The following is a 23,316-nucleotide window of genomic DNA, read 5'->3' as shown; positions in this document are numbered from 1 at the left end:
CTCCTGAGTTGTTCGGCAACTTGAAATAAAGCCTACGCTGCGCTCCCTCTGTTCGCAACTGCGGCATCTGTCATTAGGGGGTCAATTCGGTATAGCGCGCGGCGGCACGTGCCGCGCCCTCGCGTGCAGCATGACGTTCAGGCGCCGGCGCAGCGGAATGTCCACGAAGCGCACGCAAAGCCAGCCGAGCCCGACGCAGGCGGCAAGGTAGACCGCGCCCATCAGCACCTCGTTCCAGCCGAGATCGTCCTTGAAGTAGCGCAGCGGCTCCATCAGCGCCCAGTGCACGGCGTAGACCGCATAGGACACCTCACCGAGGAACCACGCCACGGGCATCAGCACGCGCGAAGGTTCGCCGCGCGAGCCCAGCCAGACCAGCAGCGGCGAGACGAGCACGGCGCAAGTGACGTCGTACCAGCCCTTGGGAATGAACGCCGGATCGGCGACCAACATCGCGAGAATGGCGATGAGGCAGAAAACGCCGAGCCAGCCGGGATGGCGGACCTCTTTCACGGGTAGCCCGGCGATCAGCACGCCTGCGGTGAACGACATCGTCGTGCGCAGCATCGTCGTGCCCATCTGGCTCCACAACGGGCCAAGATTGCCACCCTCGCGTGCCAGCACTGCGGGCACGAAGAAGCAGGCGGCGGCGATCGCCACGGCAAGCTGGCCGATGCGCGGCAGGCGGAACAGCACCAGCGCGAGGCCGAGGCTGGCGACGAGTTCGAAGAACAGCGACCACGCCGGCACGTTCATCGGGAACAGCGTGTTGGTGAAGGGCGACGGCAGCATCAGCAGGTTGGGCGGCAGCGACTTGGCGATCTTGGCGTAGCTGTAGAGGTCGCCTTTGCCCGTCCAGTGGTTCGAGATCGCCGAGAGCGTGGTCACGACGATCCCCGCCAGGAACAGCGGATAGAGCCGCACCACGCGCTGCTTCATGAACTGCCAGGTCGTCAGCCCGCTGCGCCAGCGCGGCAGGTAGGTGCGGCACAGCACGAAGCCCGACAGCGCGAAGAAGAAGTCCACCGCGACATAGCCGTGCGGGGCCTGCGAGATGTTGTAGTGGAACAGCGCCACGGCAAGCGCCGCGATGCCGCGCATGCCGTCGAGCGTGACGTACCGGCCGTGCCAGGGCGGTGCGGGTCGGTCACTGGCGGTCATGCGCAGGCCATCGTCTCGAAAAATCCCCCGTCGTCCCGGACTTGATCCGGGACCGCTGGCCGAGAACAGCCCACCTCGCGATGCGGCGTGCCCCGGCCAGCAATTACCTAAAGACAACCACCGGTCCCGGAGCGAGTCCGGGACGACGATGAACTCAGGCCTCCAGCGCCGCGACGCCGGGCAGCACCTTGCCTTCCATCCATTCGAGGAAAGCACCGCCCGCCGTCGAGATGTACGAGAAGTCCTTCGCCACGCCCGCATGGTTGAGCGCCGCCACGGTATCGCCGCCGCCCGCCACCGAGACCAGCGAGCCGTCCGCCGTCAGCGCGGCGGCGGTCTTCGCCAGCGCCACGGTGGCGGCGTCGAACGGCTCCATCTCGAACGCGCCGAGCGGGCCGTTCCACACCAGCGTGCGGCAGTTCTTGAGCACGTCGCCCAGCGTTTCCGCCGCGTTCGGACCGGCATCGAGGATCATCTCGTCGGCCGCGACTTCATGGACGTTGCAGATGCGCAGCGACGGCGGGTTGGCCGCGAATTCCTTCGACACGACCACGTCGTACGGCAGGTGGACGGTGCAGCCCGAGGCGTCCGCCGTGGCGAGGATTTCGTTCGCGGTATCGGTCAGGTCATGCTCGCAAAGCGACTTGCCCACGTCCACGCCCTTGGCGGCGAGGAAGGTGTTCGCCATGCCGCCACCGATGATGAGGTGATCGACTTGGCGGACGAGGTGCTTGAGCACGTCGAGCTTGGACGAAACCTTGGCCCCGCCGACGACCGCCGCGACCGGCTTCTCGGGCGTGCCGAGCGCCTTTTCAAGCGCTTCCAGTTCAGCCTGCATCGAGCGACCGGCGTAAGCGGGCAGCACCTTGGCGAGACCTTCGGTGGTGGCATGCGCGCGGTGCGCGGCGGAGAAGGCGTCGTTCACGTAGAAGTCCGCATTCGCGGCGATCGCGGCGGCGAGTTCGGGGTCGTTCTTTTCCTCGCCCTTCCAGAAGCGGGTGTTCTCGAGGATGGCGATGTCGCCGGCGCGCAGGATGCCGACGGCCTGCTTCACGATGTCGCCCGCGATCTCGGGCACGAACATCACTTCCTTGCCCAGCGTCTTCTCGACCGCGCCGACCACCATCGAGAGCGACTGGCTCGGCACGCGCTCGCCCTTGGGGCGACCGAAGTGGGCGAGGAGGAGGACCTTGGCGCCCTTCTCGGCGAGTTCCAGAACCGTCGGGGCGGCGGCGCGGATGCGGGTGTCGTCGGTAACGGCGCCGTCCTGCATCGGCAGGTTGAGGTCCACGCGCACCAGCGCGACCTTGCCGGTCACATCACCAAGGTCATCAAGGGTCTTGAATGCCGTCATCTCTCGATCCTTATCTCGTCGCCCAGGGCGATATCGCCGTCGTCAAGCACCGTGCCCAGCACACCGCCCCGCCAGTCCGGCAGGAGCGCGCCCTTGAGGCCCTGTGCCACTTCCTCCATGCGGCTGCACGGATCGCATTCCATCGTGACTGCTATGCGCAGGGTATTGCCGATCGCCAGGACATAGCCGGTTTCTCTCGGGAAACGCAGTCCTTCGACCAGCAGGTTCGCCCGCCGCGCATGCCATGGCGGCTCTTCGAAACCGAACAGGCCGCCGCAGATTTCAAGTTCGCCCAGCGCCGCCCGCCAGCTTTCGATCTCCATCAGGGAGACCTGCCGGTGCGGCCGCTTGCCCGGACGCACCGCGCCGCGAAAGTCCCCATGGACTCCCGCGGCGGCAGTTACGGCGACGGACCGCAGTTCCTCCATCGGCGCGCGAGGGCGTTGCCTTCGCGCGATACCGATAAGGCGGCCCGTCCGCATCAAGGTCTCAGAGCAGGCCGCCCATCACGCCGGCCGTGTCGACCATGCGGTTGGAGAAGCCCCACTCGTTGTCGTACCACGAAAGAACGCGCACCAGCTTGCCTTCGAGAACCGAGGTTTCGAGGCTGTCGATGGTGGACGAGTGCGAATCGTGGTTGAAGTCGATCGAGACCAGCGGCTCCTCGGTGTAGCCGAGCACGCCCTTGAGTTCGCCTTCCGCAGCGGCCTTGAGCAGCGCGTTGACTTCCTCGGTGGTGGTGTCGCGGCTCGGCACGAAGGTCAGGTCGACGACCGAGACGTTCGGGGTCGGCACGCGGATCGACGAACCGTCGAGCTTGCCCTTGAGGTCCGGGAGCACGAGGCCGACGGCAACGGCGGCGCCGGTGCTGGTCGGGATCATGTTCATCGCGGCGGCACGGGCGCGGCGCGGGTCGGAGTGGATCTGGTCGAGGATCTTCTGGTCGTTGGTGTACGAGTGGATCGTGGTCATCAGACCGCGCTCGATACCGATCTTCTCGTGCAGGACCTTGGCGAAGGGCGCCAGGCAGTTGGTGGTGCACGAAGCGTTCGACACGACGGTGTGCTCGGCGGTGAGCGCGTCATGGTTCACGCCGTAGACGACGGTGAGGTCGACGTTCTTGGCAGGCGCCGAGATCAGCACGCGCTTGGCGCCGGCTTCGATGTGCTTCGAGGCCGAGGCCTTGTCGGTGAAGAAGCCGGTGCATTCCAGCGCGATGTCGACGCCGTTGGCGGCATGCGGCAGGTTCGCGGGATCGCGCTCGGCGGTCACCTTGATGCGCTTGCCGTTGATGATGAGGTCGTCGCCGTCGACTTCGACGGTGCCCGCAAATGCGCCGTGGACGCTGTCGCGCTTGAAGAGGAGGGCATTGGCCTTGGCGCTGGCGAGGTCGTTGATCGACACCAGCTCGAGGTCATGGTCGGTACGCTCGAGAATGGCGCGGGCGACATTGCGCCCGATACGTCCGAAACCGTTGATCGCAACCTTGGTCGCCATAATCCTAATCTCCTCTTAGGTGGTATTCTTAGCTGCTGAGCTTTTCCAGAACCTGCGGCACGATCGCATCGACGGTGAAGCCGAAGCGCTCGAACAGGACCTTGGCCGGGGCCGAGGCGCCGAAGCGGTCGAGGCCGATGTTGAGGCCGCCATTGCGGCTGAATGCGGTGAAGCGCTCCCAGCCGTGTGTCACGCCCGCCTCGATCGAGACGCGCAGGATCGACGGGTCGTTCGGCAAGACTTCGTGCTTGTACGCCGCGTCCTGCGCCTCGAACAGTTCCATGCACGGCATCGAGACGACGTCTGCGCCGATGCCCTGGGCCTGCAGTGCGCCCTGCACCTTCACGGCCAGTTCGACTTCCGAACCGGTGGCGATCAGGATCACCTTGCGGTCACCCTCGGCGCGGCGCAGCGTGTAGGCGCCGCGGGCAGAGAGCATTTCGCCCGAAGTGCGCAGCTGCGGCAGGTTCTGGCGGGTCAGCGCGAGGACCGAAGGCGTCTCGGCGCTTTCCAGTGCGATCTGCCAGCACTCGGCGGTCTCGATCACGTCGGCCGGGCGGAACACGTAGAGGTTCGGGATCAGGCGGAGCGACATGACCGTCTCTACCGGCTGGTGAGTCGGGCCATCTTCGCCAAGGCCGATCGAATCGTGCGTCAGCACGTAGATCACGCGGGTCTGCTGCAGCGCCGACATGCGGATCGCGTTGCGCGCATAGTCGGAGAAGATCAGGAAGGTGCCGCCGTAGGGGATCACGCCGCCATGCAGCGCCATGCCGTTCATCGCCGCCGACATGCCGAATTCACGGATGCCGTAGTAAACGTAGCGGCCGGCGTAGTCCTTGGCCGAGAACGCCGACTGGCACTTCGCCTTGGTGTTGTTCGAACCGGTGAGGTCGGCGGAGCCCCCGACCATCTCGGGCACCAGCGGCGCGAGGACGTTGAGCACGTTCTCCGACGCCTTGCGGGTCGCGACGGTGGTTTCGCTCTCCAGCCAGCCTGCGAAAGTCTTCGCGGCTTCCTCGCCCGAGGGCAGTTCGCCGTTCATGCGGCGGGTCAGCTCGGCGCCCTTGTCCGAAGCGGCAAGGCGGGCGTCCCACTCGGCGCGCAGCTTCGCGCCCTTTTCGCCCAGCGACCGCCAGTCGGCGAGGATCTCGGCCGGGATCTCGAACGGAGCGTGGGCCCAGCCGATGTTCTCGCGGGTTGCGGCGATCTCGGCATCGCCCAGCGGCGAGCCGTGGACGTCGTGGCCGCCCTGCTTGTTGGGCGAACCCTTGCCGATCAGGGTGCGACAGGCGACCAGCGTGGGCTTGTCCGAAGCGGCAGCCTGGCCCAGCGCGCGCTCGATATCGGCGAAGTCGTGGCCGTCGCACTCGAACACGTCCCAGCCCGAAGCGCGGTAGCGTGCCGGAATGTCTTCCGAGGTCGAGAGCGAGGCGTCACCGTCGATGGTGATCTTGTTGTCGTCCCACAGCACCTTGAGACGGCCCAGCTTGAGCGTGCCGGCAAGGCCGATCGCCTCGTGGTTGACGCCTTCCATGAGGCAGCCGTCACCGGCAATGACCCAGGTGTTGTGATCGACGAGGTCGTCGCCGAACGTCGCGGCGAGGTGGCGCTCGGCCATCGCCATGCCCACGGCCATCGCAACGCCCTGGCCCAGCGGCCCGGTGGTGCATTCGATGCCTTCGATCAGAAAGTTCTCGGGGTGACCGGCGCAGACCGAACCGAGCTGGCGGAAGTTCTTGATGTCCTCCAGCGTCGGGCTGGCGTAGCCGGTCAGGTGCAGCAGCGAGTAGACCAGCATCGAGCCATGGCCCGCCGACAGCACGAAGCGGTCGCGGTCGGCCCACTTGGGCGCCGAGGGGTCGAACTTGAGGAACTTGGCGAAAAGCACCGTGGCGACGTCGGCCATGCCCATCGGCATGCCGGGGTGGCCGCTGTTCGCCGCCTGAACCGCATCCATCGAAAGCGCCCGGATGGCGTTGGCCATCGGCGCAAGACGGTCGGAAGCGAGGGTCATGGGATTACTCCGGGTACGCGCAAAAATGCGGGACGATTCGAATTTCGCGACCCCCTTTAGGCAGAGGTCGCCTCCCGTCAAGTTCACCGCCCGATTTCACCCTCTTCACGCGCAGATCGGATATTGTCCTGCAGCCCATCGTATCTTCCGCACTATTCAAGCGCAGACAAGTGACAAGATTGTGAACAACCCGCGCCAACTGCTTGCCCGGCCGCCACAACCGGCGCAGCGCTTGGCCATGGAAAACCCGCTCAAGGGCCGGGCGATCGGCGCGGCCACCGAGGAAAGCGCATCCACGCGCTCCATGTCCCTGCTTGCGCTCGACCGCATCGAGGCCGCATTAACGCGGATAGAGAACGCGGCCCCCACATGCATTGCCAAGGGCGCGGACTTGCGCCGTCGCCATGAGGACCTCAAGGCGAGCATCAGCCAGTCGCTGTCGGGGCTCGACGCACTTCTCGCCCAGCGCGTACAGGCGGAGGACGCCTGATGGGCAACGTGACGCTCGGGATCGGCGGGCGCGAATTCATGCTCGCCTGCGCGGACGGAGAGGAAGCGCATATCCTGCGCCTCGCCCGGCTGATCGATTCGAAGGCCACGGCATCGGGCGCGGTCGGGCAGACCGAGACGCGGATGCTCCTCTTCGCCGCACTGATGATGGCGGACGAATTGCACGAACTGCGCTCTCGTCCCGAACCGCAGGCGGTCCTGCCGATCGAAGTCCCGGCAATCCCCGCGCAATTCGCGGAAAGATTGGCGCGCATCGCCTCTCGCGTCGAAAATCTTGCCGACCTCCTTGAGACTGAAGCCGCAAGCGCCTAGATAGAGAGCGACGGGATCTGCCCGGCACGTGCCGTTCGAACATCCCTGAGGCTATAAGCAATCCATTGGGGGCTGTCCCTGCCCGGATCCTGGTCCGGAACACATGGTCCCCACCTGACGTCGAGGCGTCAGAGGATTTCTAGGAAACGACCCATGGTGGACCCGTCACCCCCCATACATTCTCAGGCCCTTCTTCTCGCGGATGAGAAGGCTGCCTTGCGCAAGCGCTTCCGGCAGGCGCGGGCCGAGCATGTCGAGGCCCTGCCGCAGGGGCTGCGCGCGCTGATTCTCAACCGGCCGCCTGCGCCGATCCTCGCGCTCATCCCTGAAGATGCGACCATCGGGCTCTATCATCCGGCAGGTTCCGAAGCGCCGTCGCTGGGCTGGGCGCGCTGGCTGTCGGAGAACGGCCGCCGGATCGCCCTGCCCTTTTTCCCGGCGCGTGAAGCCGCCATGGAGTTTCGCGTCTGGGACAACCCGTGGGACGACCAAAGCCTCGAAACGGGACCGTGGCGGGCCCTCCAGCCGCCGGCCGAGAGCGAAAACGCAGTGCCGAATGTCGTGATCGTGCCGCTGGTGGCGTTCACTGCCGAAGGGCATCGCCTCGGCCAGGGCGGCGGGCATTACGACCGCTGGCTGGCGGCCCATCCGCAGGCCACTGCGATCGGGCTTGCATGGGACTGCCAGTTGGCCGAGGAACTGCCCGTCGAAGCCCACGACCGGCCGCTCGCCGCCGTGGTCACGCCGACGCGGATATATAGCATATAAAGAGGACCTGACATGCGCGAAACACCGACCTGGCGAATCCCCTTCGGGGTGCTCCTGCTGGTCGTCGCGCTGGGGCTCTATGCCATGCTCATCGCCAGCTACGTGCCCGCGCTGATCGGTGAGTGGAATGCCCTCGCCCAGACGCCGGTGTACATTGTGTTGGGCGTAGTGTGGCTGCTGCCGCTCAAGCGTTTCCTGATCTGGATGGAAACCGGGCGCTGGAGCGCTCCGGTTACGACCAAAGCCAACTGATCCCGCCGCCGTCATTGCGAGCGTAGCGAAGCAATCCAGAGCCGCGCAAACCGCCCTGGATTGCTTCGCTACGCTCGCAATGACGAAGGGTGGGAACGGCCGGAATATATCCAGAAACGAAAAAGGCCGAGCGTGAGCCCGGCCTCTTCATTCGATCGCTGCTGGAACCACTTCATAAGAAGTGGCGCGAGTGACGGGGCTCGAACCCGCGACCTCCGGCGTGACAGGCCGGCACTCTAACCAACTGAGCTACACCCGCGCAGCAATGTATGTGAGGTTTTTAGACTACCTCAAGTCACTGGATTACCAGCATTTTTCCCAAGTGGCGCGAGTGACGGGGCTCGAACCCGCGACCTCCGGCGTGACAGGCCGGCACTCTAACCAACTGAGCTACACCCGCGTTCTTGCGGTTGCGTCCGCTTGGGAGCGCCGCCACTAGGCCAGCCTCGCAGGGCTGTCAACGGCTTTGCGGAAGGCTTTTTCATTTTTTCGGCGACAGTGGAAATTAACCTTATTTTCGCGAGTGGCGACGCAGTCTTGCACCGGGGCCGCGCTGGGCGGCCGGGGGAGAATCGCCCGTGATTACAGCCAAGCGCATCCTCTGCACGCTATCCCTGACGGCCGCCGCCTTCACCGGCAGCACTCTTTCCGCCGAGGCCCGCAGCACCAGCGCAGTCGCCACCGACAGCGCCGTCTTCGTGGAACGTGTCGATGCGCTCAACGGGCGCAGGCTGGAACCTGCCAGCATGCTCACACGCGGGGACCGGGTCGTGACCGTAGTGACGTGGCGGCGCATGCGCGGCACCGGCGGCTTCGTCCTGACCAACCCCCTGCCCGCCCGTCTCGCCTACCAGCGCAGCGCCAGCGACATGCAGGAAGTGTCGGTCGATGGCGGCCGCTCGTGGGGCCGTCTGGAGGCGATGCGCGTCGACGGACGCCAGGCGACGCCCGAGGACGTCACGCATGTGCGCTGGCGCATCCCCGCCAGCTACGCGGCGCTCGGTCAGGGACGCATCGCTTATGCGGGCGTGGTGCGGTAAAGGCGACGATCGAACCGTCGTCCCGGACTTGATCCGGGACGACGTCAGCACTTTTCGTATTTCCAGTTCCGCTTCTTACCCTCGGCGATCCACTCAACCGCCTGAGCCATGCGCTTCTCGCGCGTCGCGGCGGTCTTCGCCTCGGTGATCCATTCGAGATAGTCGCGCCGCGCCGCAGGCGAGAACGCATCGTAATGCGTCCTTGCCGCAGGAACCCCGTCCAGCGCCGCCGCGAAGTCATCCGGCATGGCGATTTCGGGCTTGGGCTTGCGGGCCTGATTTACCGCCGTGCCTTTAGCTTGCACCCGCCCACGCGCAGCCTGCAGCTTCCGTACAAGCTCGGCTTCGTCCGGCAGGTCGGCAATCGCGGTGATGCGCCCGAGTTGGCCCATCGCATCGCCCTGCCGACCATCCCCGTGAATGACGAAAGTACAGTGCGCCTTGAACGCCGCCATGCCGGCAACGTTCTTTGCGTTCACGAGGAAGTGCGGCATCCCCCACTTGATCGCCTCTTCGGCATCGTGGAGCGCGCGGTGAGCCAGTTCACGCAGATGTTCGAGGATCGGGCGGGCGAAATCCGCAGCTTTGGCGATATACTCGTCTACGCGCGGATCCCTGCCCATCTGCCCTCTCCTACCCTGCGAGGATCAGCGCCGGGGCCTCGATCAGTTTCCTGAGGTCCTGCGCGAAGCTCGCCGCATCCCAGCCATCTACCACACGGTGATCGCAGCTCATCGAGATATTCATGAGCTTGCGCTTCTCGATGCGCTCGATGCCGTCGGCGCCCTTCACGAACATCGGACGCTCGACGATGCGGTTGGGGCCGATGATGGCGACTTCGGGGCGGTTGATGACAGGCGTGGTCGCCACCCCGCCCATCGGACCAAGCGACGTCAGGGTGATCGTCGAGCCCGAAAGCTCCGACGACTTCGCCGAGCCATCGCGCGCCGCGTTGGCAAGGCGGGTGATCTCCGCCGCCAGCTGCCACAGATTGTGGTCCTGCGCATCGCGGATCACCGGGACCATCAGGCCGCCGGGCGTCTGCGCCGCCATGCCCAGATGCACCGAGCCGTAGCGCGTCACCACACCCGCCTCGTCGTCGTAGTGCGCATTGAGCATCGGGTACGTGGGCAGCAGCTTGCAGATCGCCGTGATCAGGAACGGCAGCATCGTCAGCTTTGGCCTGTCCCCGCGCCCGGCATTGAGCTGCGCGCGCGTCTCCTCCAGCGCGGTGACATCGTACTCCTCGACATAGGCGAAGTGCGGGATGTTGCGCTTGGAGGCGGCCATGTTCTCCGCGATGCGGCGGCGCAGGCCGATGACGCGGACCTGCTCGTCCTTGCCCTTCACGCCTGCGGGCTGGAAGCCGCCGCTGGCGTTGTAGGAGAGGAAGGCGTCGAGGTCGCTATGGCGCACGCGGCCATCTTCGGCGGGGCGCACTTCGCCAAGGTCGATGCCGAGATCACGGGCACGCTGGCGCACGGCGGGGCTGGCGAGAACCTTGGCGTGAGGGGCGGGCTTTGCGGCGGGCGTGGGCGCGCGGGCTTCGACAGGCTCAGCCTGAGCGGGGGTAGGGTTCGGAAGCGGTTCTGCAACCACCTCCGCTCGTGCTGAGCTTGTCGAAGCACCGGCCACTGCCCGCTCGACATCGCCCGCATCCGGCGTCTCGACCTCGATCCGCTCCTCGACCACCTCGGCTTTCGGAGCAGGCGCGCTCTGTTTACGATCGCCCTCCTCGTTCCCCGCGCCTTCGATCTCGATCACCACCAGCGGCGAGCCGATGGCGATCACGTCGCCCGCCTCGCCCGCCACTTCGACGACCTTGCCCGAAACCGGGCTTTCCATCTCGACGGTGGCCTTGTCGGTCATCATGTCGGCAAGGCGGCCGTCTTCCTCGACGGTGTCGCCGACCTTGACGTGCCAGGCGACGATCTCGGCCTCGGCGATGCCTTCCCCGATGTCGGGCAGGCGGAAAATATAGCGTCCCATCCCAGTTATTCCTTCATGAGCCGATCGACCGCCTCGCCGATGCGGACGGGACCGGGGAAATAGGCCCACTCGAGGCTGTGCGGATACGGCGTGTCGAAGCCGGTCACGCGCTCGACGGGGGCTTCGAGGTGATAGAAGCAGCGCTCCTGCACCAGCGTCACCAGTTCGGCGCCGAAGCCGGAGGTGCGGGTCGCCTCGTGTATCACCAGGCATTTCCCGGTCTTCTCCACCGACTTTTCCACAGTCGCCATGTCGAGCGGGACGAGCGTGCGCAAGTCGATGATCTCGGCATCGATGCCCTTCTCGGCCAGCACCGCCTCGGCGACGTGAACCATGGTGCCGTAGGACAACACCGTCAGCGCTGCCCCTTCGCGCACGATGCGCGCTTTGCCGAGCGGGATCTTGTAGTAGCCCTCCGGCACCAGACTGCCGGGATGGCCCTTCCACGTCCGCGATGGCTTGTCGTAATAGCCGTCGAACGGGCCGTTGTAGATGCGCTTGGGCTCGAAGAAGATGACCGGGTCATTGTCCTCGATCGCCGCGATCAGCAGGCCCTTGGCATCGTGCGGGGTCGCCGGGATCACCGTCTTGAGGCCCGCGACGTGCGTGAACATCGCCTCCGGGCTCTGGCTGTGCGTCTGGCCACCGAAAATACCACCACCGAAGGGCGAGCGGATGGTGATCGGCGAAGTGAACTCGCCCGCCGAACGATAGCGCATGCGCGCCGCCTCGGAGACCAACTGATCGAGGCCGGGATAGATGTAGTCCGCGAACTGGATTTCCGGCACCGGGCGCAGGCCGTAAGCTGCCATGCCGACCGCCGCGCCGACGATCCCGCATTCGTTGATCGGCGAATCGAACACGCGGTTGCGGCCGTACCTCTTCTGCAGACCGGCGGTAGCGCGGAACACGCCGCCGAAATAGCCGACGTCCTCGCCCAGAATGACGATGTCGGGATCGCGGGCCATCATGATGTCGAGCGCGTCGTTGATCGCCTCGATCATGTTCATCGAGCGGGTCGGCGCGTCGTGGAGGCTCAACGCATTCTCTTCGGTCATGCGCCTTCTCCCTTCCATTCGGGCCATTTGATCTCACGCTCGCGGATGGCCTGCGCGGCCTGCTCCTCGAGGTGCCAGGGCAGTTCCTCGAAGACGTCCTCGAACATGGTGTGGAACGGATGGTGCAGCCCGTGGCCGAGGACGCCGTTCTTCTCGGCCTCCTTGGTCGCCACCTTCACCTGCTCGACCAGTTCGCGATCCATCGCCTCCTGCTGCGCCTCCGACCACTCGCCAAGGGCGATGAGGTGCTTCTTGAGGCGCATGATCGGATCGCCGAGCGGCCATTCCTCGCGCTCCTGCGCGGAGCGATAGGCGCTGGGATCGTCGGAGGTGGAGTGCCCCTCGGCGCGGTACGTGAAGTGCTCGATCAGGGTCGGCCCCTGATTGGCGCGGGCACGGTCAGCGGCCCAGCGCGAGGCGGCATAGACCGCCAGCGCATCGTTGCCGTCCACCCGCAGCCCGGCAATGCCGTAGCCGGCCGCGCGCGCCGCGAAAGTCGTGCGCTCGGCCCCGGCAAACCCCGAGAAGCTGGAGATCGCCCACTGGTTGTTGACGACGTTCAACACCACCGGCGCGTTGTAGACCGCCGCGAACGTCATCGCCGCGTGGAAGTCGCCCTCGGCGCTCGATCCCTCGCCGACGAAGGCGGTGGCGATGCGGGTATCGCCCTTGATCGCGCTGGCCATCGCCCAGCCCACCGCCTGCGGGTACTGCGTGGCGAGGTTGCCCGAGATGGAGAAGAACCCGTAATCCTTGGCCGAGTACATGACCGGCAACTGGCGGCCCTTCAGCTTGTCCGCGCGGTTGGAGTAGATCTGGTTGACCATCTCCACCAGCGGATACCCGCGCGAGATCAGGATGCCCTGCTGGCGATAGGTCGGGAACACCATGTCGTCATGCGCGAGCGCATGGGCATGGGCGACCGAGATCGCCTCCTCGCCGGTGCACTTCATGTAGAAGCTGGTCTTGCCCTGCCGCTGCCCGCGATACATGCGGTCGTCGAAGGCGCGGGTCAGTGCCATCGTGCGCAGCATCCGCCGCAGCGTCTCGGCATCGAGGCCCGGGTTCCAGGGGCCGACCGCGCGATCCTCTTCATCGAGGACGCGAATCATGTCGGTGGTCATCGGCCAGGTTTCGCTGGCCGGGCAATTCTCGTCCGGGCGCCCCAGTTGTCCTGCAGGCGGCACCGGGAGGTGCGAATAGTCGACGACGTCGCCGGGCCGGTAGCGTGGCTCGGGTACGTAGAGTTCCAGCGGCGGGAGATTCCCGCGCACCCTTCCCGTATCTGGTGCCGTTTTTTCGGCCATTTCAATGCTCTCCCGCCAAGGTCGGGCCGTCGGAACCCGCCGCGCAACAGGCGAAGCAAAATTCCACGGTTAAGTCATATTATTTCAAACCTTGGTAATGTCAATTACACCGCAACCGGCGCGGCGATATGCGCCTGCGGGGCATATCCGGCGACTTCGAAGTCCTCGATCCGGTAGTCGAAGATCGAATCGGGACGCCGGAGAATCGCCATCGTCGCCTCGCCTTCCGGCTCGCGCGAGAGCTGTTCTTCGACCAGCGCCGCATGGTTGAGGTACAAGTGGACATCACCACCGGTCCAAACGGCCTCACCCGGTTCAAGGTTGCATTGCTGCGCCATCATCCGCGTCAGCAGTGCCAGCGACCACATGTTGAAGGCGAAGCCGAGGCCGAGGTCGCAGCTGCGCTGATAGAGCAGGCACGAGAGCCGCCCGTCCGCGACATGGAACTGATAGGTCTTGTGGCAAGGCGGCAGCGCCATCGAATCGAGTTCGGCGACGTTCCATCCCTCGATGATATGGCGGCGGCTGCCAGGGTTGCCCCGCAGGCTCTCGACCACCTGCGCCACCTGGTTGATGCCGGGACCGCGCCGGAACAGACCCTCGCCGACCGGCTCGTACGTGTCCCAGTCCACCCACTGCTTGCCATAGACCGGACCGAGATCGCCCCAGGCCTCGGCAAACACCTCGTCCGCCACGATTCGCGCGGAGAAGTCCTTGCGGCTGATCTCCTCGCCCGTTTCGCGGCGGTAGCGGTCGAGCGGCCAGTCGGTCCAGATTTCCACCCCCTGCGCGCAGAGCGGACGGATATTGGTGTTGCCCGTCAGGAACCACAGCATCTCGCGCGTGGCGGTCTTCCAGTAGACGCGCTTGGTGGTGAGCAGCGGCATCGCCCCGCCCGAAAGGTCGAACCGGATCGTCGCACCGAAAACCGAGCGCGTGCCCACTCCCGTGCGATCGAGCCGCTCGTCGCCCTGCTCCCAAATGCGGCGCATGAGGTCGAGGTATTGCCATTCCCAGTGCGGGGTTGCGGTGGCGGCGGTGCGGAGCGCGGTCGTGGTCATGGCATCAGACTATCCGCCCGCGCGCGCCGACGAAAGCACCCGCGCGCGATGCTCCCCAGCGCAATCAGCCACCATTTTCACAAGGTTGAAGTTTTTGCCGAAAAGCCCCTTGCCACCCCCGGAAGTGCCCTATATAGGCGCCCTCCTGCCCGGGGCGGTCTTCGGATTGCCCCTCCGGTCGGGGAATAGCTCAGCCTGGTAGAGCACTGTCTTCGGGAGGCAGGGGCCGGAGGTTCGAATCCTCTTTCCCCGACCACTTTATACGAGAACGGCGTGTCGCAAGACGCGCCGTTCGTCGTTTCAGGCCTTTTTTTGTTCAGCGCGAAAAGTATCGGGATCGCATTTCCGCTACCCGCGCCCGGGCTTCGGCGACAGCGCGCTCCTCGATCGCCATAAGCAGGTGTTCGATCGAGCCTTCCAGATGCATCCGCACCGCCGCCCGCGCCCGCACCGGGTCGCGCGCCTCGAGTGCGGCGGCAATCTCCACATGCTGCTCGAGGCTGTAGCGATAGTTGCGGGCGCGCGCCTCCTCCAGCATGCGTCGGCACTCGGGCGAGCGCGAGCGCATTTCCCACAAGTCGCGCACGCCGCGCTCGACCGCGACGTTGTGGGTTGCACGGGCCACGGTCATGTGAAAGTCCGTCAATGCCGCCTGCCAGTCCTCGAAGGAGCCATCGTGACGGCCCATCTCGACGATTGCGCGTCGAAGCACGGCAATGTCCTCGTCGGTAATGTTGGCCGCGGCGAGCGAAGCCGCCTCGCCCTCGAAGATGAGGCGCGCCTGCGCCAGTTCCATCGGCGTGACGTCGGCTGCAGGTGAGGATGGCGCTTCATCCGGCTGCCGCAGCACATAGGCGCCCGAGCCGATTCGCACTTCGACCACGCCCATGACTTCAAGCGCCAGCAAGGCCTCGCGCACGACCGGGCGACTGACACCCATGGTGACGGCCAGCTCACGTTCGGCGGGCATTCGCGCACCGACTGGATAGCGGCCTTCGCGTACCTCTTGCATCAGCCGCGCCGCGACCTTGCGATAGAGACGAGGTGGCTGCATCTCCACGTGTTCGACGTCTGCCTGTTGTCCCTTCAATTGCCCCTCCCCCGGTTTGACCGATTTTTCGGCTTTTCAGGGCTGGTCTTACCAGTCCAGTGACGCGGCGAACAGTCTGAGTTCCTGCAAGGTCAACCGCGTTTGCTGACGCAAATTCAGCCCGAGCGCAGCAGTTGCACGCCCCAGTCACGCTCGAACAGATAGAGCAGCAGCCGCGCCGCCTCGCCGCGCGGACCGGCAAGGCCGCCGTCGCGCTCGATCAGCAGCCGCGCGTCGTCGTGGGCGAGCGGCAGCAGCTTGGTGATCTGTCCGAGGCTGGCGATGCGGAACGGCGTGTCGCCAGACTGGCGCGTGCCGAGCAGTTCGCCGCCGCCGCGCAGTTGCAGATCCTCCTCGGCAAGCCGGAAGCCGTCCTGCGTCTCGCGCATCAGGGCGAGGCGCTGGCGGCCGGTTTCGGACAACTGGTTGCCGCGCAGCAGCAGGCAGGTGGACTTTCCCGAACCGCGCCCGACGCGCCCGCGCAGTTGGTGCAGCTGGGCAAGGCCGAAGCGCTCGGCCTGCTCGATCACCATCAGCGTGGAATTGGGCACGTCGACTCCGACCTCGATCACCGTGGTCGCGACCAGCAGCTTGGCCTCGCCCCGGGCGAAGCGCTCCATCGCCGCGTCCTTGACCTCGGGCCGCAGCTGGCCGTGGACCAGTGCCACGGTATCGCCGAAGCGCTCCTTGAGCGCTGCATAACGCGCCTCGGCGGCGGCAAGGTCGTCGGTCTCGCTCTCGTTGACCATCGGGCAGACCCAGTAGGCCTGCTGACCTGATTCGATGTGGCGCGTCAGGGCGCCGACGACGTCGTCCATGCGCTCCACCGCGACGACGCGGGTGTCGATCGCCTGACGGCCCGGCGGCAGTTCGTCGAGTTTGGAGACTTCCATCTCGCCGTACTGCGCCAGAGTCAGCGTGCGCGGGATCGGGGTCGCGGTCATCGCCAGGGTATGCGGCGCGCGGCGGCCCTTGCGCGCCAGCATCAGCCGCTGGCCGACGCCGAAGCGGTGCTGCTCGTCGATCACCACCAGCGCGAGGTTCTTGTACGCGACGCTGTCCTGGAAGATCGCGTGCGTGCCGACGACGATCTGGATCGCGCCGCCCAAAAGGCCCATCAAGATCGCCTCGCGGGCCTTGCCCTTGTCTCGCCCCGTCAGCAGCGCGATCTCGACGCCTGTGCCCTGCAGCATACGCGACAGCGTCTCGTAATGCTGGCGAGCGAGGATTTCGGTCGGCGCCAGTAGCGCGGCCTGCGCGCCTGCCTCCACCGCGATCAGCATCGAGGACAGCGCCACCACGGTCTTGCCCGATCCCACGTCGCCCTGCAGCAGCCGCAGCATCGGCGAAGGCTGCGCCAGATCGCCCTCGATCTCGCCGATCGAGCGGGCCTGTGCCCCGGTCAGCGCGAACGGCAACTTCAGCTTAGCCCGCAGCGAGCCATCGCCGACCAGCGGCGTGCCGCGCTGCGAGCGGTTGCTTTCGCGCACCAGCATCAGCGCCAGCGCGTTGGCGAAGAGTTCGTCGTAAGCCAGCCGGTCGCGCGCGGGGCCGTTGACGCCGCGATGCGCCTCGGTCAGCGCCTCGCGCCAGAGCGGCCAGCCGGTCTTGGCGGTGAGGCTGGGCTCGATCCATTCGGGAAGCTCGGGGAGCGCCTTCAGCGCCTGCGCCACCAGCGAGGCGGCGCGGCCCTGCGTCAGACCTTCGGACAGAGGATAGACCGCCTCGCACAATTGCCTGATCGGCGCGGACGAATCCTCCGACACATGCTCGGGATGCACGATCTGCAGCATCTGGCCGTACTGGTCGATCCGCCCGGCCACCCAGCGCGTCTCGCCGATGGGCAGCTGCTTCTTGCCCGTATAGGACGCGCGGCCGAAGTATGTGACGGTGCAAATGTTGCCCGCCGCGTCCTCGGCGATCACCCGGAACGGGCCGCGCCCGCTGGGCGAGCGGTATTCACGCACGGTGAGCGCGACGATGACGTTCTCGCCCACGCCCGCCTCGTCGAGGTTGGTGATCGCGCGCCGTTCCACGAAGCGGTCGGGCAAGTGATACGCAAGATCCCTGATCCGGGTAAGCCCCAGCTTTTCCAGCGGCTTGCGCAGCTTGGGACCGACGCCTTCGAGCGCCTCGACTTCGACGAACAGGGAATTGAGAGCTTCAGGCCGCATGACGAGCGCCTCTTAAGGCTTGCTTGGAAAATGCGCAAAAGCGCATTTTCACCGCGGCACCGGCCCACGCCCCCACCCGACCTCCCACGGAAGTATACTTAATGGGAGGTCGGGTGGGGGCGTGGGCCGGTGCCGCAAAATCCGCAATTCGCGGATTTTCATAAATCTCGACGCGAGTGGGGACCGTTTCGCCAGAGCGGGCGGAACCTTGTCCGTCATCGTGCGGTTGGCTCCCCTGTAACAATGAAGGAGAAGCCCATGCTCTTGCCGAACGGAACCGTGTTCGCGATCGTCGACGGAGAGAACTTCGAACTCTATCGCAACACGGGGGCGGAAGCCGAACCCCGACTGGCGGCGATGGACGTACCCGAACTCGAGGCCACCAACTTCAGCGCTGGCGCCCGCCGTCTCGACGGCCCCACACGTCATCAGGCCCGCACCGGCGACGGCAGCAACGACGCGCTCGATGAAAGCGCCCACGTCGCGGCGGTAACGGGATGGCTGAACAGCCAGGTGCTTTCGCGTGAAATCGACCAGCTGGTGGTCGTTGCCGACCCGCGCTCGCTGGGCGAGATGCGCAGGCATTATCACAAGCAGCTCAAGGACGTGCTGGTGGCCGAAGTGCCCAAGAACCTCGCCGGACGTCCCGCGCAGGAGATCACCCGCATCCTGCATGGCTGATCTTTGATCGAGGGGCTTCGACAGGCCGTGCCTGACCCTTCGACAAGCTCAGGGTGAGCGGAGGTGAGTATAAACTTCCCTATTCCGCTCAGGCTGAGCCTGTCGAAGCCCCCTCCGCTTCGCACTACAGGAGTTGCCGAGCCTGACACCGCATTGTAACGGCGCGGGCATGAGCGAACTTTCACCCCGCCTCGCCCGCCTCAAGTTCCGCGCCTGGCATCGCGGCACCCGCGAGGCCGACTACATGATCGGCTGCTTCTTCGACCGCTTCCATGCCGAATGGTCGGACGAGGACATCACCCTGTTCGAGACCATCATCGAAGAGGAAGATGTCGATATCATGGGCTGGGCGCTCGGCACGATGTCCGTGCCCGAGGAATATCGCGGGCCGATGATCGATAGGATGATGAAGCTCGATTACGTCGAGATTCCGAGAGACTGAACGGGCGCGACTAGAGACCGCCCAGCAGGTGCCCGCCATCGACCGGGATCACCACCCCGGTCATGTAGCGCGAGGCATCCGAGCACAGCAGCATGAGCGGCCCCTCGAGATCCTCGAAATTACCGAAGCGCCGCTGCGGAATGCGCTTGGACATCGCCTCGCCCAACTTGCTGGAGAGGAAATCTCGGTTCATGTCCGTGGCGAAATAGCCCGGCGCCAGTGCATTCACGCGGATACCATATCGCGCCAGTTCCAGCGCCATCTGTTTGGTCATCTGCACCACGCCTGCCTTGCTCATCGCATAGACCGCTAGTTGCCCGCCTTGCGCGAGCCCGAGGATCGAGGCGATGTTGACGATTGCCCCTCCTTCTCCCCGATCGCGCATGCGCCTCGCGACTTCGGTGGCGACGAGGAAGGCGCCGCGCAGGTTCGCGCTCATGATGTGGTCGTAGTCCTCCACCGTCGCATCGAGCACCGGCTGGGCGCTGGACACGCCCGCGTTATTGACCAGCACGTCGATGGGGCCAGCCTGAAGGACGGCTTCGCGGATGCTGGCTGGGTCGGTGACGTCGAGGGATACGCAGGTGGCATCGCCGATTTCGGCGGCCAGTTCCTCCAGCGCATCCATGCGCCGGGCCGCGAGCACGACATGCGCACCGGCGGCGCTCAGGACTTGCGCGAAGTGGCGGCCGAGGCCGCTCGAAGCGCCGGTTATCAGTACGCGCTTGCCTTGCATTGCTTTCTCCTCTCGTCGTCCCGGACTTGATCCGGGACCGCTGGCGGTGAACCGCCCACCTCATCGGCGCGCGCAGCAAGCTCCTACCTAAAGACCGCCGGCGGTCCCGGATCAAGTCCGGGACGACGCGGGAAGACGATTGTATTTCCGCGCGGCGCCGCATATCCCGCCAATCACCCCTGTCATGACTGATTTCTCCCGCATCATCACGGCCTCGGCGCCGTTGACCCTCGCCTCGGTCACTCGCGGTTCGCAGCCGCTGGTCATGGCCGACCTTGCCCGCGCCATTGCTCCGAAAGGCCGCGCCGTCTTCGTCGCGGACAACGACCAGGCGATGAGCGCCGTCGCCAGCGCCGCGCAGTTCTTCGCGCCCGAACTGGAGGTCATCGAGTTTCCCGCGTGGGACTGCCTGCCCTACGACCGCGCCAGCCCCGCGCTGTCGGTCAGCGCCCGCCGCCTCGCCGCGCTCCATGCGTTGCAGTTGAAGCGACAGGGGCCGCAGCTTCTTGTGACCACCACCAATGCCCTGCTCCAGCGCGTGCTCACCCCGTTCCGCATCCGCGAATCGGTGCGCTTGCTCAAGCCCGGCATGGAGATCGGCCACGAAAGCCTGATCGGCCTGCTGCGCCGCCAGGGCTACCAGCGCACCGACACCGCGATCGACGCGGGCGAGTTCGCGGTGCGCGGCTCGATCTTCGACATCGTGCCGAGCGGCCTCGAAGGCGGCCTGCGCCTCGACTTCTTCGGGGACGAGCTGGAAACGCTGCGCCTGTTCGACACCGGCACCCAGCGCTCCAGCGGCACCGTACCCGACCACCTGCTGCTGCCCGCCAGCGAAGCTCTGATGGACGAGGACACCGTCAAGCGCTTCCGCACCCGCTACCGCGAGATGTTCGGCACCAACGCCACGGCCGACCCGCTCTACCAGGCGGTCAGCGACGGGCGCCGCCTTGCCGGCATGGAGCACTGGCTACCGCTGTTCGAGGACCGGCTGGTCACCCTGTTCGACCACCTCGGCCCCGATGACCTGATCGTGATGGACACCGCCGCGATCGGCGCCGTGGACGAGCGCGTCACCGACATCGCGGACTACCACAAGGCCCGCCTCGAAACCTCGGGCCAGAAGGCCGGCTCCTACCGCCCGCTGGCGACCGATTCGCTCTATCTCGGCAAGGACGAGCTGGACGAACTGATCGCCGCCCACCCCGTCCACCGCGCCGATCCCTTCGCCCAGCCGGAAAGCGGCAAGGTGATCGACTTCGGCTTCGGCAACGCACGCGATTTCGCCCCCGAGCGCGCGCGAGGAGACAATGCCTACGAGGCCGCCGCCAAGCACCTCCACGCCATCGCCAAGTCGGGCCGCAAGGCGATCCTCGCCGCCTACTCGCCCGGCAGCCGCGCCCGCCTCGTCTCGATCCTCGGCGAAGCGAAAGGCCCGGAGCCGCGCGTCGCGGAGACCTGGCAGGAAGCGCTGGGCCTTGCCGTGCAGGGTCGCTCCGCCGCGCTGGTGCTGCCGCTGGAGACCGGTTTCTCCAACGATTCCGTCGAAGTCATCACCGAGCAGGACATCCTTGGCGACCGCCTCGTCCGCCGGAAGAAAAAGAAGAAGGATTCCGACGCCTTCCTCGCCGAACTCGCGGCGCTGACGCCGGGCGATCTCGTCGTCCACATGGATCATGGCATCGGCCGGTACGAAGGCCTGCAGTCGATCCCAGTCGGCAAGAGCCCGCACGACTGCGTAATGCTGACCTACTCCGGCGGCGACAAGCTCTATATCCCGGTCGAGAACCTCGACGTCCTCTCGCGCTACGGCAGCGAGGCGGAAGGCGCCCTGCTCGACAAGCTGGGCGGCGAGGCTTGGCAGAAGCGCCGCGCCCGCCTGAAGGAGCGCATCCGCGAGATCGCGGGTGAACTGATGAAGACCGCCGCCGAACGCGCACTGCGCGAGGCGCCCGCGCTCGTCGCCGAGGAATCGAGCTTCAACCAGTTCGTCGACCGCTTCCCCTGGCAGGAAACCGAGGACCAGGAAGCAGCGATCGCCGATACGCTGGAAGACCTCTCCAGCGGCCGCCCGATGGATCGCCTCGTCTGCGGCGACGTTGGCTTCGGCAAGACCGAAGTGGCCCTGCGCGCCGCCTTCGTCGCGGCGATGGCGGGCCAGCAAGTCGCCGTCGTCGCGCCCACCACGCTGCTGGCGCGCCAGCACTTCTCCGGCTTCGCGGACCGGTTCGCGGGCTTCCCGCTCAACGTCGGCCGCCTCTCGCGCCTCGTGCCCGAAAAGGAAGCCAAGGCCACCCGCGACGGGCTGGCGGACGGCACCATGGACGTGGTCTGCGGCACGCACGCGATCCTCTCCAAGACGGTCAGCTTCAAGCGCCTTGGCCTCGTCATCGTCGACGAGGAACAGCGCTTCGGCGTGAACCACAAGGAGAAGCTCAAGCAGCTTCGCGCCGACGTGCACGTCCTGACGCTCACCGCCACGCCGATCCCGCGCACGCTGCAGATGGCCATGTCGGGCCTGCGCGAACTCTCCACCATCCAGACCCCACCGGTCGACCGCCTCGCGGTGCGCACGTACGTGATGGAATGGGACGAGATGGTGATGCGCGAGGCCCTGCTGCGCGAACACCACCGCGGCGGCCAGAGCTTCATCGTCGTCCCCCGCATCTCCGACATGCCCGAGATCGAGGACTGGCTGCACAAGAACGTGCCCGAGGTGAAGTACATCTCCGCCCACGGCCAGATGAGCGCGGGCGACGTGGAAGAGCGCATGAGCGCCTTCTACGAGGGCAAGTACGAGGTGCTGCTCTCCACCACGATCGTGGAAAGCGGCATCGACATTCCGCGCGCCAACACGATCATCATCCACCGCGCCGACCGCTTCGGCCTCGCCCAGCTCTACCAGCTGCGCGGCCGCGTGGGCCGATCCAAGCTGCGCGCCTATGCCTATCTGACGACCCCGCCCGACCGCGCCTTGTCCGAAGTGGCCGAAAAGCGCCTCAAGGTGCTGGGCGATCTCGATTCGCTCGGCGCAGGCTTCCAGCTCGCCAGCCACGACCTCGACATTCGCGGCGCGGGCAATCTCCTTGGTGACGAGCAATCCGGCCACATTCGCGAAGTCGGCTTCGAACTCTACCAGTCGATGCTGGAGGACGCGATCCTCGCCGCGCGCGCGGGCGGCGTCGGGCTGGAGAAGGACACCTCGGGCCTGTCCCCGCAGATCACAGTCGAAGCGCCGATCATGATCCCGGAAGAGTACGTACCGGACCTCGCCGTCCGCATGGCGCTCTACCGCCGCCTGAACGATGCGGATTCGCGCGCGGAGATAGAATCGCTCTCCGCCGAGATGATCGACCGCTTCGGCCCCCTGCCCCAACCGACCGCGAACCTCGTGCAGCTGATCCAGATCAAGCGGCAGGCGATCGAGGCGCACATCGCCAAGATCGACGTGGGCCCGCGCGGGACTTTGGTGAGCTTCCACAACGACAGCTTCCCGAACCCGGTTGGGTTGATCGCCTATGCCGAGCGGCTGAACGGCGCGGTAAAGCTGCGGCCGGACAACAAGCTGGTCCTGCAACGGGCGTGGGGCGATCCGAAGAGCCGGCTCAACGGGTTGCTGCAGCTGACCAAGGGCTTGAGTGCAGTGGCGCGGAAGGGGTGATTATGCAGGAGTTTACCACCCCTGCACCCCGTGAAATGTCAAGGTAGCGCGCGCAGCTTCGGCGTTCTGAAATTGCAAAATCGGCATTACGGCCTGTGGCACTTTTTCCACTTCGTCATTGCGAGCGTAGCGAAGCAATCCAGGGCAGTTTCAAGCCGCTCTGGATTGCTTCGCTACGCTCGCAATGACGAGATAAGGCGCCGCAG

Annotated in this window: 21 protein-coding genes and 3 tRNA genes; 9 read left to right on the top strand and 15 right to left on the bottom strand. The window is 66.0% G+C overall.

All coding sequences use genetic code 11. The annotated features are described in order from the left end of the window. Window positions 1–81: 81 nt before the first annotated feature. The 5 genes from BES08_RS02665 to tkt all read right to left on the bottom strand — a co-directional run bounded on the left by BES08_RS02665 (window position 82) and on the right by tkt (window position 6,029). A complete protein-coding gene (locus tag BES08_RS02665) occupies window positions 82–1,161 on the bottom strand; it encodes an acyltransferase family protein (RefSeq protein WP_069707644.1) in 1,080 nt (359 codons plus the stop codon). 154 nt (window positions 1,162–1,315) lie between these two features. Continuing rightward, entirely contained in the window at window positions 1,316–2,515 is a 1,200-nt protein-coding gene (locus BES08_RS02660; RefSeq protein WP_069707643.1) for a phosphoglycerate kinase, read from the bottom strand. Continuing rightward, on the bottom strand, window positions 2,512–2,943 hold the full coding sequence (locus BES08_RS02655) for an MOSC domain-containing protein (RefSeq protein ID WP_083274572.1): 432 nt from the start codon (window positions 2,941–2,943) through the stop codon (window positions 2,512–2,514). Before BES08_RS02655 ends, BES08_RS02660 begins: the two co-directional genes overlap by 4 nt. A gap of 61 nt (window positions 2,944–3,004) precedes the next feature. Beyond that, window positions 3,005–4,012 (bottom strand): type I glyceraldehyde-3-phosphate dehydrogenase, encoded by a 1,008-nt coding sequence (gene gap, locus BES08_RS02650; RefSeq protein ID WP_008829032.1) that lies wholly within the window; start codon window positions 4,010–4,012, stop codon window positions 3,005–3,007. 28 nt (window positions 4,013–4,040) lie between these two features. Further along, a complete protein-coding gene (tkt, locus tag BES08_RS02645) occupies window positions 4,041–6,029 on the bottom strand; it encodes a transketolase (protein WP_008829031.1) in 1,989 nt (662 codons plus the stop codon). A gap of 181 nt (window positions 6,030–6,210) precedes the next feature. On the opposite strand from tkt, the gene BES08_RS32625 reads away from it, so the two are divergent. From BES08_RS32625 to BES08_RS02625, 4 genes are all read left to right on the top strand, one after another. Continuing rightward, entirely contained in the window at window positions 6,211–6,519 is a 309-nt protein-coding gene (locus BES08_RS32625; RefSeq protein WP_197524420.1) for a hypothetical protein, read from the top strand. After that, the gene (locus tag BES08_RS02635; RefSeq protein ID WP_008829029.1) at window positions 6,519–6,851 is read left to right on the top strand and encodes a cell division protein ZapA; all 333 of its coding nucleotides are present in this window, start codon (window positions 6,519–6,521) and stop codon (window positions 6,849–6,851) included. Before BES08_RS32625 ends, BES08_RS02635 begins: the two co-directional genes overlap by 1 nt. A gap of 216 nt (window positions 6,852–7,067) precedes the next feature. Then, on the top strand, window positions 7,068–7,619 hold the full coding sequence (locus tag BES08_RS02630; RefSeq protein WP_231958141.1) for a 5-formyltetrahydrofolate cyclo-ligase: 552 nt from the start codon (window positions 7,068–7,070) through the stop codon (window positions 7,617–7,619). A 12-nt stretch (window positions 7,620–7,631) separates the two neighbouring features. Then, window positions 7,632–7,871, top strand: coding sequence for a DUF2842 domain-containing protein (locus BES08_RS02625; RefSeq protein WP_008829027.1), 240 nt, complete (start codon window positions 7,632–7,634; stop codon window positions 7,869–7,871). 182 nt (window positions 7,872–8,053) lie between these two features. On the opposite strand, the gene BES08_RS02620 is transcribed toward BES08_RS02625, so the two are convergent. Both BES08_RS02620 and BES08_RS02615 read right to left on the bottom strand, forming a co-directional pair. Further along, window positions 8,054–8,130 (bottom strand) — tRNA-Asp (locus BES08_RS02620). A gap of 64 nt (window positions 8,131–8,194) precedes the next feature. Beyond that, window positions 8,195–8,271 (bottom strand) — tRNA-Asp (locus BES08_RS02615). A gap of 178 nt (window positions 8,272–8,449) precedes the next feature. Here BES08_RS02615 and BES08_RS02610 point away from each other — a divergent pair. Then, the gene (locus tag BES08_RS02610) at window positions 8,450–8,911 is read left to right on the top strand and encodes a hypothetical protein (protein WP_069707639.1); all 462 of its coding nucleotides are present in this window, start codon (window positions 8,450–8,452) and stop codon (window positions 8,909–8,911) included. Window positions 8,912–8,955: 44 nt separating this feature from the next. Here the strand turns inward: BES08_RS02610 and BES08_RS02605 are convergent, their stop codons facing one another. The 5 genes from BES08_RS02605 to thyA all read right to left on the bottom strand — a co-directional run bounded on the left by BES08_RS02605 (window position 8,956) and on the right by thyA (window position 14,326). Beyond that, a complete protein-coding gene (locus BES08_RS02605) occupies window positions 8,956–9,534 on the bottom strand; it encodes a YdeI/OmpD-associated family protein (RefSeq protein ID WP_069707638.1) in 579 nt (192 codons plus the stop codon). 10 nt (window positions 9,535–9,544) lie between these two features. Next, a complete protein-coding gene (locus tag BES08_RS02600; protein ID WP_069707637.1) occupies window positions 9,545–10,900 on the bottom strand; it encodes a dihydrolipoamide acetyltransferase family protein in 1,356 nt (451 codons plus the stop codon). Between the two features lie 5 nt (window positions 10,901–10,905). Beyond that, on the bottom strand, window positions 10,906–11,958 hold the full coding sequence (locus BES08_RS02595; protein WP_197524419.1) for an alpha-ketoacid dehydrogenase subunit beta: 1,053 nt from the start codon (window positions 11,956–11,958) through the stop codon (window positions 10,906–10,908). Next, window positions 11,955–13,265, bottom strand: a complete 1,311-nt coding sequence (locus BES08_RS02590; protein ID WP_069707636.1) for a 3-methyl-2-oxobutanoate dehydrogenase (2-methylpropanoyl-transferring) subunit alpha — start codon at window positions 13,263–13,265, stop codon at window positions 11,955–11,957. The genes BES08_RS02595 and BES08_RS02590 overlap by 4 nt, the downstream gene beginning before the upstream one ends. A gap of 104 nt (window positions 13,266–13,369) precedes the next feature. After that, a complete protein-coding gene (thyA, locus tag BES08_RS02585; protein WP_069707635.1) occupies window positions 13,370–14,326 on the bottom strand; it encodes a thymidylate synthase in 957 nt (318 codons plus the stop codon). Between the two features lie 179 nt (window positions 14,327–14,505). Between thyA and BES08_RS02580 the strand changes: the two genes are divergently transcribed. Then, window positions 14,506–14,582, top strand: a tRNA-Pro gene (locus BES08_RS02580). 60 nt (window positions 14,583–14,642) lie between these two features. On the opposite strand, the gene BES08_RS02575 is transcribed toward BES08_RS02580, so the two are convergent. Together BES08_RS02575 and recG are read right to left on the bottom strand one after the other, a co-directional pair. Further along, window positions 14,643–15,416 carry a FadR/GntR family transcriptional regulator gene (locus tag BES08_RS02575; RefSeq protein ID WP_008832327.1) on the bottom strand — a complete coding sequence of 258 codons (774 nt, stop codon included), beginning with the start codon at window positions 15,414–15,416 and terminating at the stop codon, window positions 14,643–14,645. A gap of 116 nt (window positions 15,417–15,532) precedes the next feature. Next, complete coding sequence (gene recG / locus BES08_RS02570; RefSeq protein WP_069707634.1) at window positions 15,533–17,590, bottom strand: ATP-dependent DNA helicase RecG; 2,058 nt, start codon at window positions 17,588–17,590, stop codon at window positions 15,533–15,535. 258 nt (window positions 17,591–17,848) lie between these two features. Here recG and BES08_RS02565 point away from each other — a divergent pair, with 258 nt between their 5' ends. Beyond that, window positions 17,849–18,271: a baeRF12 domain-containing protein gene (locus BES08_RS02565; RefSeq protein ID WP_008832325.1), complete on the top strand. Its 423-nt coding sequence runs from the start codon at window positions 17,849–17,851 to the stop codon at window positions 18,269–18,271. A 169-nt stretch (window positions 18,272–18,440) separates the two neighbouring features. Then, on the top strand, window positions 18,441–18,713 hold the full coding sequence (locus tag BES08_RS02560; RefSeq protein ID WP_036522735.1) for an FAD assembly factor SdhE: 273 nt from the start codon (window positions 18,441–18,443) through the stop codon (window positions 18,711–18,713). 10 nt (window positions 18,714–18,723) lie between these two features. Here the strand turns inward: BES08_RS02560 and BES08_RS02555 are convergent, their stop codons facing one another. After that, window positions 18,724–19,449: a glucose 1-dehydrogenase gene (locus BES08_RS02555; protein WP_069707633.1), complete on the bottom strand. Its 726-nt coding sequence runs from the start codon at window positions 19,447–19,449 to the stop codon at window positions 18,724–18,726. Window positions 19,450–19,633: 184 nt separating this feature from the next. Between BES08_RS02555 and mfd the strand changes: the two genes are divergently transcribed. Further along, entirely contained in the window at window positions 19,634–23,110 is a 3,477-nt protein-coding gene (mfd, locus tag BES08_RS02550; RefSeq protein WP_069707632.1) for a transcription-repair coupling factor, read from the top strand. Window positions 23,111–23,316 lie beyond the last annotated feature (206 nt).

Source organism: Novosphingobium resinovorum (genome assembly GCF_001742225.1).
GTDB lineage: Bacteria > Pseudomonadota > Alphaproteobacteria > Sphingomonadales > Sphingomonadaceae > Novosphingobium > Novosphingobium resinovorum_A.
Note: the sequence above shows the minus strand (reverse complement) of the source record. Positions and strands in the feature narration are given on the sequence as shown.